The organism is Guptibacillus hwajinpoensis (assembly GCF_005144865.1).
Lineage (GTDB): Bacteria > Bacillota > Bacilli > Bacillales > Guptibacillaceae > Guptibacillus > Guptibacillus hwajinpoensis_A.
In genome coordinates this window covers 654,323-667,079 of record NZ_SWFM01000001.1, presented here as the reverse complement: position 1 = coordinate 667,079, position 12,757 = coordinate 654,323, and the positions used below count along the sequence as shown (strand labels likewise).

Sequence of the window (12,757 nt, the reverse complement as noted above, 5' to 3'; positions counted from 1 at the left end):
ATCTCCTTATGATTGATTAGCGATTCGAAGCAATGCTGAGATATCAACTCGCCAACGACTAGATAGTGGATCCCGTTTAGCAGGAAGGTTTATAACAGTCGTAATCGTCCCACTTTCTTCAATGTAGATTTCGACTTTTGCTTCAACTTCATTGAGAAAGAGATTCTTCTTCGATCGTTTATTTTTTATAACCTTCCAATTTGTTATGTGAATTCCAGAAAGAGCTTGTAAATCCACCTGCTCATGTGGAACGATTTTACGTAAGACAGTGGTATCAGTATTGTTAATAGCAATCATAAGTGAATCGACTAATTCTGAAGGGTTTTGTTTACTTAAATACTCATCTATTTTTCCTGCTGCTTTTAAAACCATTAAGTTGTGTGCAGGGTCAGGACTAGGTGATCCATGAGTGGTACTGTTTAGGAAGTGTAGACAAAAGTGTCCATTGAATCCATTGTCCAATGCACCTGCTCCATGTGGCATACCATTCATGGATGCAGCAATCATCTGGCCATCAACGACTGCAATGGCAGCTCTCCGTTTCCAACTCCATTCGGGATAGATTTCTTTCATTACTTTAGTATCCTTATTAGTTAACGGTTGAATATCAGCATGGCGACTGCCTGCTCTTCTTTGGACTTGAAAAGACTTGCCGCTTTCGACATCAACGATTGTGAAAATCGCTTTGCGAGGAATCATTTCACTCACTTTCTCCCAATTAATTAGTTTTACTTCTTCATCCAAAGGGAGCACCTGATTAACGTTGTCATTAGAAGAAACTTGTACAGGAAGCGTTATAAGTAAGAGCACAAATAGGGCTGTAGCAAGTCGGTTCATTTTCTTCACCCTTTAGCTATTGGAATCATTCATTATTTTGTACAAGCATTCATTCAATATACTTGATAAAGGTCTTGGGAGATATCGAAAATATTCTTAATACTACAGGTAATTTTTTAGGTTTTGGACAAAGAGATGATATAATTACGCCAACGACACCAAAAGGAGACCGCCTATGGAATATAAAAAGGAAGAAAAAGGGGCTTTTTCCTTAATTGAAGACGGCTCTAAGGAAACAAGTGAACTACGTAGCGAGCTAACTGAGAAAAATCGCAAGCTTCAACATATTTTTAATCATTCGCGAGATGGGATGACTTTATCTAATCAGAAAGGAACGCTTATCGAAGTAAATCAGGCCTGTTGTGAGATATTTGAACTGGATAAAGAAACGATAAAGACTAAAATCATTGGATATCATGTAGCACCAGAAGGAAGAGAAGCATTTAAGCAAATGAGAATCGATTTACAAAAAAAAGGTTATGTTGTTGAGAAACTGCCAATCATTCTGATGAATGGAAAACGAAAGGTGGTTGAACTCTCTATTACCTATCAAGCTTATAGAGACTTGAATTTATCCATCATTAGAGATGTTACTTCTGAAACCGATCTCTTTAATAAAATGATGGATAACAAAGAGAAATTAACAAGTGTTTTTGAGTGTGCTCTTGATGGTATTCTCCTATGGAAAGAGGATCGTTCCATAGTTGATGCAAATCCTGCAGCTTGTGAACTATTTAATGTAAGTCGTGAGGAGATTAAATCTTATAATTTATTTGATTTCCTCGAAGGTACAAACATTTCAATTGGAAAATCGTTTCAAAAGCAATTAGAAGAACGAGGAGAAATTCGCGGCGATATTCAATTTACAATGGCAGGCGGCAATAAAAAGGATCTCGAATTCACTTCAAAGAAAAGTATTTACGGAAATTTATATATGACAATTTATCGTGACATTACCGAGACGAAGAATATGATCGTTGAACTAAAAGAAAGCGAAGAACGTTTTCGCAGATTATTTGAAGGCGCACTGGATGGCATGGCCATTTTAAGTGAAGAAGGAAGGTTTGTTAATATTAATCGTGCGTGCTGTCGAATGTTTAATATTGACTATAAATCTGTCATTCATTCTCATTATTCCGAAGTTGAGGACAACTGTGAGATTATCTGGAACAACTCATCGGAATACGGGAGAAGCGGGGAAGGGAAGAGGGTTAATCCTGTTACGAATCAAACTCAAGTGTTTAGTTTCACTTTAAGCTATCATATTTATCCCGGACATCATCTTGTTATTATTCGAGATGTAACCGAAATTAAAAACGCTGAAGAAAACCTTCGTAGGACAGAAACAAGTCATGTACTAGGTGACCTAGCCGCAGGCGTCGCTCACGAAATAAGAAATCCACTATCAACGATTAAAGGTTTTTTACAACTTCTAAATGGGAACGATTCCGTTAATCAAGAACTTTTAAAAGTAGTTGGCGTTGAAATGGAGCAAGTGGAGGAAATTGTGAATGAGTTTCTTCTTCTCTCAAAGAGGGAATTTTCATCATTTGAGTCAGTGGATATGAACACCCTTCTTAAAGAAGTCATTGAGCGTTTATCTACGAGGGCTGTAGATGCCGGTATTACTATTCTAGAGTTATATGATGATGTAGATGTCTCTTGTGTTTGCATTCGATCACATATTAAGCAAGTTCTTTCAAATATTATTGAGAATGGTATCGAATCGATGTCTAGAGGTGGAACATTACGAGTTAAACTGAGTGAAAAGGTAAGCGAAGTCAAGATCGAAGTCGAAGATGAAGGAAACGGTATTCCAGCTCATCTTATTGATCGACTTGGCGAACCATACTATCAAACCTCAGAAAAGGGAACTGGTCTTGGTTTAATGGTAAGTTATAAAGTAGTAAAAGAGCACGGTGGGCATATTGGTGTCTCTAGTAAAGAGGGTTTAGGAACCATCTTCCAAATTACATTGCCTTCTCATATAGATCAGAACAAAAATAGTATAGAAATGAGGAGAGATTAAATTGGTTATGATTGAATATCTTCATCATGTAAGTCTTGCTGTAACTGACCTTGACAGAGCGAAATCATTTTATAGAAACGTTCTTTGCTTAAATGAAATTGAAAGACCTGACTTTGATTTTCCTGGTGCCTGGTATCAAGTTGGCAGTCAGCAACTGCATCTTATCGTTTATCCTGAAGCCTCAACACTACGAGGTACAGGAGAACTTACATCGAAAGAAGGTCACTTTGCATTTCGTGTCAAGAGCTACGAAGAAACATTAGAATGGTTAAAATCAACCGGAGTCGAAATACAAGAAAATTACTACAGTAAAAGTGGTTTCGCTCAGATATTTGTCTCTGATCCTGATGGGAACTTAATTGAATTAAATATCGAACGATAAGTAAAAAAGATGTCCCTCATCTATGATATGGGACATCTTTTTTAATCACTCATTTGAAGGGAATTCATTGTGTTCACGCTGGGGATTCGCATTCTTCTTAGCCTCTTTCACTACCTTTCTAGCTTTCTCTGCTCGGTGCTGATCTTTTTTCGCCTTTTCCTCTATCTGTTTAACATCCTCTCGAGAATAGTCCAACTTTTTCACCTCCTATGCTTATTAGTATCTTCATAACCAACCATACCCAACACTTTAAAAAGAATAACCTAATTTGCTGTTTATTCAGACATTTCTCACTTCGGACAATCATACCTTGATAGAAAAGAGTTTAAGGGGGTAGGTTATGGCGTTAGTCATGCTCATATTACTCGTTATGTTTTTAGGACTGGCCTTATTTATGAATGTAATGTGGAATGGCATAAAAACGGATTCCGCTGCGTATGATCGGGAGTTTTTATGGAGGGATTATGAGGAAATCATTAAAAAGGAGGATATTTTCTAACCCGCAATGCGGGTTTTTTTATTGCCTGTTGTTGCAGAGATTGGTGCTAAAATACGGTTGATTCCCTCTCCTACCCACTTTCCACTTCAAGCAGCTATGTGTGTATCTTTTACAAAGGCTCTTATCTAAAAGATTGTTGCTTTTGAAAGAATTTTTATATAAAAAACCACACTTAGCTAATTGGAGTGGAAGGAGGCTCACCGCCCGCACCAAGGAAAGCGAGCATCCTGGAGCGGAAATTAACCCACGCTTATAGCAACAATTTATACGAAAAGACCCTTGTGCTAAATGTAAGATAAGTGGTATCTAATCCACCCCTAGTGCGAAGTGTGTTTAAGGTTTTTAAATGATGATAATAGGGTATTTTAGAAATGAATTGAGGTGAAATAGTGATGGGGATTCGTAAAAGACTTAGAAAAAATCGTACACAGAAGAAAGGCATGCCCCCAGGCTCTCTTGTTTACATAGGTGACGAGAAAACAGAGAAAGTAACAGTTACAGCTTTTGAGTTTGATGATCAAGAAATTAACGAATATCAAGACATTTCAATGGAAAAATTGAGAGAAGTGTTTCACTCAGAGAAAGTGACCTGGATTAACGTGGATGGTGTACATAACGTTCAATTAGTAGATGAAATTAGTAAGATGATTGGTTTACATCCATTAACGACAGAAGATATTTTAAATACGGAACATAGACCAAAGATCGATTTTTTTGAAGATCACTTGCTTGCCATCGTGAAAATGCTTGATTTAGCACCAGATAGCACTGAGCTCGACATTGAACAGGTAGGCTTTATCCTAACAGAGAACACTGTCATTACCTTTCAAGAAAAACATGGAGATTTATTCGATCCTGTTAGACTTCAGTTAAAGGAAAGTAAAGGGAGAATAAGGAAGGCAGGAGCGGACTTTCTCTTTTATTCTTTGATGGATGTGATTTTTGATCAGTATCTCATCATTATGGATGAGATGGATGATCGAATTGCTGAACTTGAAGGAATGATTATGGAAAATCCGGATAATCACTCATTGCAGGATATTAATGAGTACAAAAATACAATTTTACAACTTAAGAAAACGGTTTGGCCCGTTCGTGAAGTAGTAAATAAATTGATTAATCGTAAAGTATCGTATATAAAAGAAGACATTTCGTTCTATTTACAGGATATCCACGACCATATTGTTCAAGCAAACGACATGGTTGAAACTTCAAGAGGTCAACTTTATGGTTTACTAGATGTATATTACTCCAGCTTAAGCATGAAAATGAATGAAATTATGAAAGTTCTCACAATTGTATCAACGATTTTTATCCCTTTAACATTTATTGCAGGTATTTATGGAATGAACTTTACGAACATGCCAGAATTGGACTGGAAGTGGAGCTATCCAACGGTTTGGATTGTAATGATTATTATTACAGGAATGATGCTTGTTTACTTCAAACGTAAAAACTGGTTTTAGGAGGCTCATATATGAAGGAAGTTGTGATCGTAACAGGAGCAGGGCACGGAATTGGTAGAGGGGTAGCCATTGCTTATTCTGAAAGAGGTAGTCAAGTAATTCTAGCCGATGTAAATGAAGAAGGGTGTAAAGAAACTGCTCGTTTAATGAAGGATGATTCTTCTGATGTTATCGTGACAGATGTTAGTAATCCTGAACACATTCAACAATTAATTAACCATGTAGAGGAGAAATACGGTCGTCTTGATGTCCTTATTAACAATGCTGGTTTATCAGCTTTTAAACAAATGGATGAATTATCAGTTGAGGAATGGGATCACGTCATAAATACGAACTTACGAAGTGTGTTTCTAGGCTCTCGTGCTGCTGCAGGTCTCATGAGAAAGAGTGGAGGCGGATCTATTATTAATATAGCTTCGACTAGAGCTTCAATGTCTGAACCGAATAGTGAAGCATATGCTGCTACAAAAGGTGGTATTGTTGCTTTATCACATGCTCTGGCAATCTCTCTTTCAAAAGATAACATTACTGTTAATTCCATTAGTCCAGGATGGATTGAAGTAGAAAATTATGCGTCTTTACGAGATATTGATCACGAACAGCACCCATCTGGAAGAGTTGGCAAACCATCAGATATTGGAAGAGCTTGTCTCTTTTTATCCAATCCAGATAATGATTTTGTAACAGGAGAGAACCTGGTAGTTGATGGAGGCATGACTCGAAAAATGATTTATGAGCATTAAGCGAGTAACAGTTAACGGACAATCCCCTTTCGTGTTACTATAATAAAAGACCTTCATTACAGAAATAATACAAGGCGAATCATGCTTGAGGGGACGTTTTAAATGGCTAAACATATGGATTTACCTAATTTGTATGAAACAGGAATTGATGAACTCGTCATTTCCGCAGAAAAAGTCGCGCATGTTCAACTAACCAACCCATTGGAACACGCCATGCTTATTTTAATTAAATCTGGCTATTCTTCTATACCTGTTCTTGATACTCAGTATCGGCTAAAAGGATTAATAAGTCAGCCGCTCATTCTAGATTCTATTCTAGGGATTGAGCGAATTGAATTTGAGAAATTAAGTGAATTTGTAGTCGAAGATGTTATGAATACAGAAATTCCTTGTATTAATGAGAATGAGGGCTTTTTTAAAGGATTAAAGCTTTCAATTGATCATCCTTTTTTATGTGTTGTTGATGATGAGAATATATTCAAAGGAATTTTAACGAGAAGAGCGCTCTTGAAATTTGTGAATCGTTATTTGCACGAATCTTCTGTTAGAGGATCTTAGTAAGTTAACCCGGTAGTTACACCGGGTTTTTTACATATACGGAGTTGAAAAGATGAAACCGTTAACAAATCAAATTGTACAAAGTTATAAGAGGAAAGAAACTAACCGACCACTTGTTCTTGTAGCGATTATAATTGGCATGTTTATGGCAGCAATTGAAGGAACAATTGTTTCCACAGCGATGCCAGGAATTGTCGGTGATCTTGGGGGATTTTCAAAGTTCAGTTGGGTCTTTTCGGCTTATCTTCTTATGTCAGCTATAACTGTTTTGTTGTTTGGTAAACTTTCAGATCTTTTCGGTCGTAAACCTATTTATACAATTGGTATTGTCGTTTTCCTGATCGGTTCATTATTGTGCGGATTTGCAGAATCGATGGAAGCACTCGTTATTTACCGTTTAATTCAAGGTGTTGGTGCAGGTGCTGTTCAACCTATCGCGCTTACAATCGTTGGAGATATGTATTCAATGGAAGAAAGGGCGAAGATTCAAGGTTATTTAGCAAGTGTGTGGGGAATTTCTGCTATAGCTGGGCCAGCCCTTGGTGGTCTTTTCGTTCAGTATATCGATTGGTCATGGGTTTTTTGGATGAATATCCCACTTGGTATTCTATCACTTATTGGCATTCTGCTTTTGTTGCATGAAACAATCGATAAAGAAAAGAAATCAATTGACTATGCAGGAGCAGGGTTATTACTCGTTTCGGTTAGTGCTTTAATGATTGTATTAATAGAAGGCGGTGTACACTGGGAGTGGACTTCGTTACCAATTTTAGGTCTAATTATTTTATCTGCAGCTGGAATCTCACTGTTTTTTCATGTTGAAAGGAAAGCGAAAGAACCTATAATGCCGCTTGGTATTTGGAGCAGTCCGGTTATTGCAATTTCAAATTCTGTCACATTTACAACAGGGATTATTTTAATTGGTGTCTCAAGCTTTTTACCTACCTTTGTTCAGGGAGTGATGGAGCAATCACCAATTGTGGCAGGTTTCACGTTAACAACAATGTCTATTGGGTGGCCGATTGCTTCAACAGCTGCTGGAAATCTAGTTATCAAAATTGGTTTCAGAACAACATCGGTACTCGGTGGCATTTCTCTTATAGTCGGTTCTAGCATTTATCTAGTTATGACACCTGAGTTAGGTCCTATTTTTGCAGGGGTGGGCTCGTTTTTCATAGGAGTTGGAATGGGATTAACATCCACAACGTTTATTGTAGCAATTCAAGGCTCAGTATCATGGCAACAGCGAGGAATTGCGACGGCTACAAATATGTTTATGAGAACATTAGGCAGTGCAGTCGGTGCAGCTCTCCTTGGTGGTATACTAAATAGCAGACTTCAACACTACTTAACGGAAAGAGCGGCTAATAAAGACATATCAATTAATTCTGCTAATCAACTACTCGATGAAACGAAAAGGGAGACTCTTGATCCTTCGCTACTTGACCTATTACAAAACGGTTTAACCATTTCACTTAAATGGGTATACGGTGGTGTAATGGTGCTTGCACTTATAAGCTTTGTTTTGGTGCTTTTTATTCCAAAACCATCTAAGAAAGGAAACCCGGCTCGCTCGTGAGCTGGGTTCAAATGGTTCGTGATAAGAATTCAATTCGGTTTTGGAAAGGATCAAAAAATGAGAACCGTTCATATCCATCAATTTGGGTATCCTCTTGAATGGGAACGTTATTCTTTACAAGATGCTTCCTTGCTTCCTCGATATCCACTACTTCAAAAGCAGGGTGCCTTTTCCCTGGTACGCCCATTTTTTCTACGCCAATGTGTACTTCAATGTTTGCTACCTTTAACCAGAATCCGCCGTTATTTCTTAACTGTTCAGGTTTGTTTATTTCTTGAAAACCAAGTGTGTTTAAATAGAAATCTCTAGCAATGTCCTCTTGCTGAGGTGGGATGCAGATTTGAATATGGTGGAGGCGTTTATACTGTATGGACATGGCACATCACTCCTAGAATTGTTTTGTGAAAATGTTATAACACACCTGTAAAATCAGTAGGATCGTCATTGAACGTAGTAACCAGTTAACTTGACCTAGCGTAAGTTTGTCGGCTATCCTTATCGAAAGTTGAGCTCCCGTAATTGAACCTACAGCAAGTGGAATAGCAATCATCATATTTAAATGTCCACTGAAGAAATAGACAACAACTGCTCCTGTGCAACTTAAAAAGGTATTGAATCTTGTTAACCCAATTGAAGTAAGGTAGGAGATGCCAACTTGACGGAATAAATGCATTTGGAGTGTTGCTTGACCTGGTCCAAATGTGCCATCATACCACCCGATTACACCAACAAAAGGAAGTGCTTTTGTAGGAACATTTCTAGACAAATGGTTGGATTCTTTCTTCCTTATAAATGATAAACCAAGTGCTAGAATGAGCATTCCGCCTGCGAAGAGTTGAAGCGCTTGTTGGGAGAGAGAAGAAGCGAATAATCCCCCTAGTATACCGCCGGCAAGTGCAATTGGGCCCGTCTTCATTGCTGCTGTCATCGACAATTCTTTTCGTCTTAGCAATACATAAAAGCTTGAAAAAGAACTAAGCATGTTTGAGAATTTGTTCGCTGATATGATGGAATGAATAGGGAGACCAAGTAACATCATAGCAGGAACATTAATCAGACCACCGCTTCCAGATAACGTTCCTATGAAAGTTGCAATAACACCAATTCCGAATAGCCATAACCACTCCATTAACATCACCCTTTTGTGGTTCTTCCTACAGTATATTATCCTTCCAACCATAACGAAATTAGATTATAATGATGATTTGTGATAAGAATAACTTATAGAGGAACCGTAGATAAAGGGGGGAGTGATTGCTTATGAGTTCAGAATATCAAGTTCTTTCCATTCTGGCAGAAGAAAAAAATATGCGAAGAGCCGCTGAGCGATTGTATGTGTCACAACCAGCACTTAGTCAGAGGCTTCAGTCAATTGAGAAAGCATGGGGTGTTTCGATTTTTCTCAGGTCTCAGAAAGGTCTTACGATTACGCCGGCTGGCGAACGGATTATTTCATTTGCAAATGACACATTGCGTAGAGAAGAGAAGGTGTATGAAGCGTTAACGGCACTTAGCTCTGAAGTTCATGGAACGCTAAAGCTTGCAGTAGCCTCTATTATTGGCCAATATTGGCTTCCTGCAGTCCTAAAGAAATTCGTTGAGCATTATCCAAGTGTGAAAATATCACTTGTAACAGGGTGGAGCAGTGACATATTACGATACTTATACGAAGATGATATACATGTAGGAATTATTCGGGGCAAACCAGATTGGAGAGGAAGGAGTCAGTACTTACTGTCAGATGAACTATACCTCGTTGATACTAAGATAAAGTCCATTGATGAATTGCAGGAAACTGAAAAGCCTTTTATTCAATTTAAAAGCGATTCGACTTACTTTCAAGAAATTCAGGCCTGGTGGCAAACTCAGTCTTTTGCTCCACCGAAAAAGACGATTGTGGTCGATCAAATTGAAACTTGTAAGCAAATGGCATTAAATGGTATAGGCTATGCTATCTTGCCTTCGATTAGCATTACAGAGGATGATAAAGAGTTTTTCCGCATTCCTCTTTCAGACCGAGAAGGGGCTCCACTGAAAAGAGACACATGGTTATTAACAAATGACACAGCGATGCAGCTTAAGCAAGTACAGAAATTTATGGAATTGTTAAATGACTAGCCTTTAAGATTAGACTTCACGATTTCGATCATGTACGATAAAATGAGTAACATGCTGATGCGAAAGAATAGCACATGCATGATGATTAAAGGAGGAAATACACCATGAAAATGATGGATGCAAACGAAATTATTAGCTTTATTCAAAACAGTGAGAAATCAACTCCTGTAAAAGTACATATTAAAGGGAACCTTGAAGGGATTGACTTTGGTAGCAATACGAAGTCTTTCATTACTGGTAATACTGGTGTTCTTTTTGGTGAGTGGAAAGAGATTAAGAAAGCACTTGAATCTGAAGCTTCTCAGATTGAAGATTATGTAGTTGAAAACGATCGTCGTAATTCAGCCATTCCTATGCTTGACCTTAAAGGAATCCAAGCTCGCATTGAGCCGGGTGCTGTGATTCGTGATCAGGTTGAAATCGGCAATAATGCTGTCATCATGATGGGTGCGATGATTAATATCGGTTCTGTCGTTGGTGAAGGCACAATGATCGACATGAACGTTGTCCTTGGTGGACGTGCTACTGTAGGGAAAAACTGTCACATCGGTGCAGGTTCTGTTCTTGCAGGCGTAATCGAGCCACCTTCCGCAAGCCCAGTTATCATTGAAGATGATGTTGTTGTTGGTGCTAACGCTGTTGTTCTTGAAGGTGTAAAAGTTGGTAAAGGTTCGGTTGTAGCAGCTGGAGCAATTGTAACAGAAGACGTTCCAGAATATACACTTGTAGCTGGAACACCTGCACGTGTTTTGAAGAAGATTGATGATCAAACACGTTCTAAGACAGAGATCAAAAAAGAGCTTCGTCAGCTTCAAAACGATTAATTCTGATGGATAAGACTTCTGTACGAAGAGATTTACACAGGATTCCTGAGATCGGATTTAAGGAATTCAAGACGCAGCGATATCTTCTTCAATTTATTGAAAACCTTCCTCAAGAACGTCTTGAAGTGAAGACTTGGAAGACTGGGATCCTAGTTAAGGTTTGTGGACAAAACCCAACCAAAACGATTGGTTACAGAACAGATATTGATGGTCTTCCTATTGGAGAAGAGACAGGATATACTTTTCAGTCAGAACATGAAGGATACATGCACGCATGTGGGCATGATTTTCACATGACAATTGCTCTTTCTCTTCTGGAGTATTATTCAACCCATGAAGTGATGGACAACTTATTATTTATTTTTCAGCCTGCTGAAGAGGGTCCTGGTGGAGCTCTACCTATGCTCGAAAGTGAAGAGTTTAAAGCGTGGAAACCAGACCAAATTGTTGCGCTTCACATTGCACCTGAGTATCCAGTTGGTACAATTGCAACAAAACCTGGACTGCTGTTTGCGAATACGTCTGAACTATTCATTGATCTAAAAGGGAAGGGTGGCCATGCGGCTTACCCTCACCATACACGTGATATGGTCGTTGCAGCCAGTCACCTTGTGACACAATTCCAAACTATTATTGCGAGGAATATTGACCCCCTTGATTCAGCTGTCGTGACGGTTGGTAAAATTGAGGGCGGTACAAAACAAAACATTATTGCTGAAACAGCAAGAGTAGAAGGCACAATGCGAAGTCTCTCAGCGGAATCGATGACTCTTGTAAAGCAACGCATTGAAGCCATCGTTAAAGGGATTGAAGCTTCCTTTGAATGCAGTGCATCAATTGACTATGGGTCAAACTACTTCCAGGTTAACAATGACGCAACCCTTGTAGGAGAGTTTATGGAGCAAGCTGATAAGCTTTCGGATGTTTCTGTAATTGAATGCCGAGAAGCAATGACGGGCGAAGATTTTGGCTATTTCCTTAAAGAAATTCCAGGATTTATGTTCTGGCTTGGTGTTAACTCGGATTCTGGTTTACATTCTTCTTCTTTAATGCCAGATGAAGCTGCGATGGATACCGCATTTCAAGTGCTGACAGATTACTTTAATCGTATTGCAAATTAACGGTAATAACCCCCTGAGCAAACGCTCAGGGGGTTATTACTATTTTAAATGGCTCTTTACTAAAAAATTGTTGCTTTTAAAACAATTATTGAAAAAAACACACTTAGTGATTGGAGCAGAAGGATGCTCGACTCCTGCGGGAATAGAGGGACAGGTGAGGCCCCGCTGGAGCGGAAATTAACTCACACATATAGCAACAATGTATACGAATAAAGCCTTTTAAATAAATGAGATCGTTATCCATTGTATACATATTTTTCATTTTTGTGGAGAAAATAATCTTGTTGGTCAAGATACATAGTTGAAAGGAGTGAAGAGTATGAACAAGAGAATTGCTGTTGAAGATACGCTTTCTGACGTGGCACAGGCGCTACAGGCTAAGGGTTATGAAGTTGTGTCATTGAAACAGGAAAGTGATGCGAATGGCTGTGACTGCTGTGTTGTTTCAGGACAAGATCAAAATGTAATGGGGATGCAAACTGCATCGACGCAAGGTTCTGTTATAAACGCAGATGGAATGACAGCTGATCAGGTTTGTCAGCAGGTGGATAGTCGTTACCAGTAATAAGATACAAAAAAATGAACCCCTCATTGAGGGGTT

General features: G+C 38.6%; 15 protein-coding genes. 11 read left to right on the top strand and 4 right to left on the bottom strand.

Annotated features, from left to right (window positions below):
* Positions 1-6: 6 nt before the first annotated feature.
* Positions 7-837 carry a hypothetical protein gene (locus tag FBF83_RS03305; protein ID WP_136945695.1) on the bottom strand — a complete coding sequence of 277 codons (831 nt, stop codon included), beginning with the start codon at positions 835-837 and terminating at the stop codon, positions 7-9.
* Positions 838-1,012: 175 nt separating this feature from the next.
* Here FBF83_RS03305 and FBF83_RS03300 point away from each other — a divergent pair, with 175 nt between their 5' ends.
* Both FBF83_RS03300 and FBF83_RS03295 read left to right on the top strand, forming a co-directional pair.
* On the top strand, positions 1,013-2,866 hold the full coding sequence (locus FBF83_RS03300; protein ID WP_136945694.1) for a PAS domain-containing protein: 1,854 nt from the start codon (positions 1,013-1,015) through the stop codon (positions 2,864-2,866).
* Positions 2,867-2,873: 7 nt separating this feature from the next.
* Positions 2,874-3,248 carry a VOC family protein gene (locus tag FBF83_RS03295; RefSeq protein ID WP_136946471.1) on the top strand — a complete coding sequence of 125 codons (375 nt, stop codon included), beginning with the start codon at positions 2,874-2,876 and terminating at the stop codon, positions 3,246-3,248.
* 45 nt (positions 3,249-3,293) lie between these two features.
* Here FBF83_RS03295 and FBF83_RS20675 read toward each other — a convergent pair whose 3' ends face one another.
* Positions 3,294-3,443 carry a hypothetical protein gene (locus tag FBF83_RS20675; RefSeq protein ID WP_169525153.1) on the bottom strand — a complete coding sequence of 50 codons (150 nt, stop codon included), beginning with the start codon at positions 3,441-3,443 and terminating at the stop codon, positions 3,294-3,296.
* Between the two features lie 145 nt (positions 3,444-3,588).
* On the opposite strand from FBF83_RS20675, the gene FBF83_RS20670 reads away from it, so the two are divergent.
* The 5 genes from FBF83_RS20670 (at position 3,589) to FBF83_RS03275 (ending at position 8,093) form a co-directional block, all read left to right on the top strand.
* A complete protein-coding gene (locus FBF83_RS20670) occupies positions 3,589-3,747 on the top strand; it encodes a hypothetical protein (RefSeq protein WP_169525152.1) in 159 nt (52 codons plus the stop codon).
* Positions 3,748-4,139: 392 nt separating this feature from the next.
* Positions 4,140-5,213, top strand: a complete 1,074-nt coding sequence (corA, locus tag FBF83_RS03290) for a magnesium/cobalt transporter CorA (RefSeq protein ID WP_136945693.1) — start codon at positions 4,140-4,142, stop codon at positions 5,211-5,213.
* An 11-nt stretch (positions 5,214-5,224) separates the two neighbouring features.
* Entirely contained in the window at positions 5,225-5,956 is a 732-nt protein-coding gene (locus tag FBF83_RS03285; RefSeq protein WP_136945692.1) for an SDR family NAD(P)-dependent oxidoreductase, read from the top strand.
* Positions 5,957-6,058: 102 nt separating this feature from the next.
* Complete coding sequence (gene cbpB / locus FBF83_RS03280; protein ID WP_240687958.1) at positions 6,059-6,514, top strand: cyclic-di-AMP-binding protein CbpB; 456 nt, start codon at positions 6,059-6,061, stop codon at positions 6,512-6,514.
* A 52-nt stretch (positions 6,515-6,566) separates the two neighbouring features.
* The gene (locus FBF83_RS03275) at positions 6,567-8,093 is read left to right on the top strand and encodes an MDR family MFS transporter (protein ID WP_136945691.1); all 1,527 of its coding nucleotides are present in this window, start codon (positions 6,567-6,569) and stop codon (positions 8,091-8,093) included.
* A 7-nt stretch (positions 8,094-8,100) separates the two neighbouring features.
* Here FBF83_RS03275 and FBF83_RS03270 read toward each other — a convergent pair whose 3' ends face one another.
* Positions 8,101-8,469, bottom strand: a complete 369-nt coding sequence (locus FBF83_RS03270) for a VOC family protein (RefSeq protein ID WP_136945690.1) — start codon at positions 8,467-8,469, stop codon at positions 8,101-8,103.
* A 12-nt stretch (positions 8,470-8,481) separates the two neighbouring features.
* Positions 8,482-9,222, bottom strand: coding sequence for a sulfite exporter TauE/SafE family protein (locus tag FBF83_RS03265; protein WP_169525151.1), 741 nt, complete (start codon positions 9,220-9,222; stop codon positions 8,482-8,484).
* Positions 9,223-9,353: 131 nt separating this feature from the next.
* Between FBF83_RS03265 and FBF83_RS03260 the strand changes: the two genes are divergently transcribed.
* From FBF83_RS03260 to FBF83_RS03245, 4 genes are all read left to right on the top strand, one after another.
* The gene (locus FBF83_RS03260) at positions 9,354-10,211 is read left to right on the top strand and encodes a LysR family transcriptional regulator (protein WP_136945688.1); all 858 of its coding nucleotides are present in this window, start codon (positions 9,354-9,356) and stop codon (positions 10,209-10,211) included.
* A gap of 104 nt (positions 10,212-10,315) precedes the next feature.
* Entirely contained in the window at positions 10,316-11,035 is a 720-nt protein-coding gene (gene dapD, locus FBF83_RS03255) for a 2,3,4,5-tetrahydropyridine-2,6-dicarboxylate N-acetyltransferase (protein ID WP_136945687.1), read from the top strand.
* Between the two features lie 5 nt (positions 11,036-11,040).
* Positions 11,041-12,156 carry an N-acetyldiaminopimelate deacetylase gene (locus FBF83_RS03250; protein ID WP_136945686.1) on the top strand — a complete coding sequence of 372 codons (1,116 nt, stop codon included), beginning with the start codon at positions 11,041-11,043 and terminating at the stop codon, positions 12,154-12,156.
* A 319-nt stretch (positions 12,157-12,475) separates the two neighbouring features.
* Entirely contained in the window at positions 12,476-12,721 is a 246-nt protein-coding gene (locus FBF83_RS03245; RefSeq protein ID WP_136945685.1) for a YkuS family protein, read from the top strand.
* Positions 12,722-12,757 lie beyond the last annotated feature (36 nt).

Coding starts and splice junctions, on each gene's coding strand:
- cbpB (WP_240687958.1), top strand. CDS start 6,059: ATGGCTAAACATATGGATTTACCTAATTTGTATGAAACAGGAATTGAT.
- FBF83_RS03270 (WP_136945690.1), bottom strand. CDS start 8,469: ATGTCCATACAGTATAAACGCCTCCACCATATTCAAATCTGCATCCCA.
- FBF83_RS03295 (WP_136946471.1), top strand. CDS start 2,874: ATGATTGAATATCTTCATCATGTAAGTCTTGCTGTAACTGACCTTGAC.
- FBF83_RS03300 (WP_136945694.1), top strand. CDS start 1,013: ATGGAATATAAAAAGGAAGAAAAAGGGGCTTTTTCCTTAATTGAAGAC.
- FBF83_RS03305 (WP_136945695.1), bottom strand. CDS start 837: ATGAACCGACTTGCTACAGCCCTATTTGTGCTCTTACTTATAACGCTT.
- FBF83_RS03250 (WP_136945686.1), top strand. CDS start 11,041: ATGGATAAGACTTCTGTACGAAGAGATTTACACAGGATTCCTGAGATC.
- FBF83_RS03275 (WP_136945691.1), top strand. CDS start 6,567: ATGAAACCGTTAACAAATCAAATTGTACAAAGTTATAAGAGGAAAGAA.
- dapD (WP_136945687.1), top strand. CDS start 10,316: ATGAAAATGATGGATGCAAACGAAATTATTAGCTTTATTCAAAACAGT.
- FBF83_RS03285 (WP_136945692.1), top strand. CDS start 5,225: ATGAAGGAAGTTGTGATCGTAACAGGAGCAGGGCACGGAATTGGTAGA.
- corA (WP_136945693.1), top strand. CDS start 4,140: ATGGGGATTCGTAAAAGACTTAGAAAAAATCGTACACAGAAGAAAGGC.
- FBF83_RS03245 (WP_136945685.1), top strand. CDS start 12,476: ATGAACAAGAGAATTGCTGTTGAAGATACGCTTTCTGACGTGGCACAG.
- FBF83_RS20670 (WP_169525152.1), top strand. CDS start 3,589: ATGGCGTTAGTCATGCTCATATTACTCGTTATGTTTTTAGGACTGGCC.
- FBF83_RS03260 (WP_136945688.1), top strand. CDS start 9,354: ATGAGTTCAGAATATCAAGTTCTTTCCATTCTGGCAGAAGAAAAAAAT.
- FBF83_RS03265 (WP_169525151.1), bottom strand. CDS start 9,222: ATGGAGTGGTTATGGCTATTCGGAATTGGTGTTATTGCAACTTTCATA.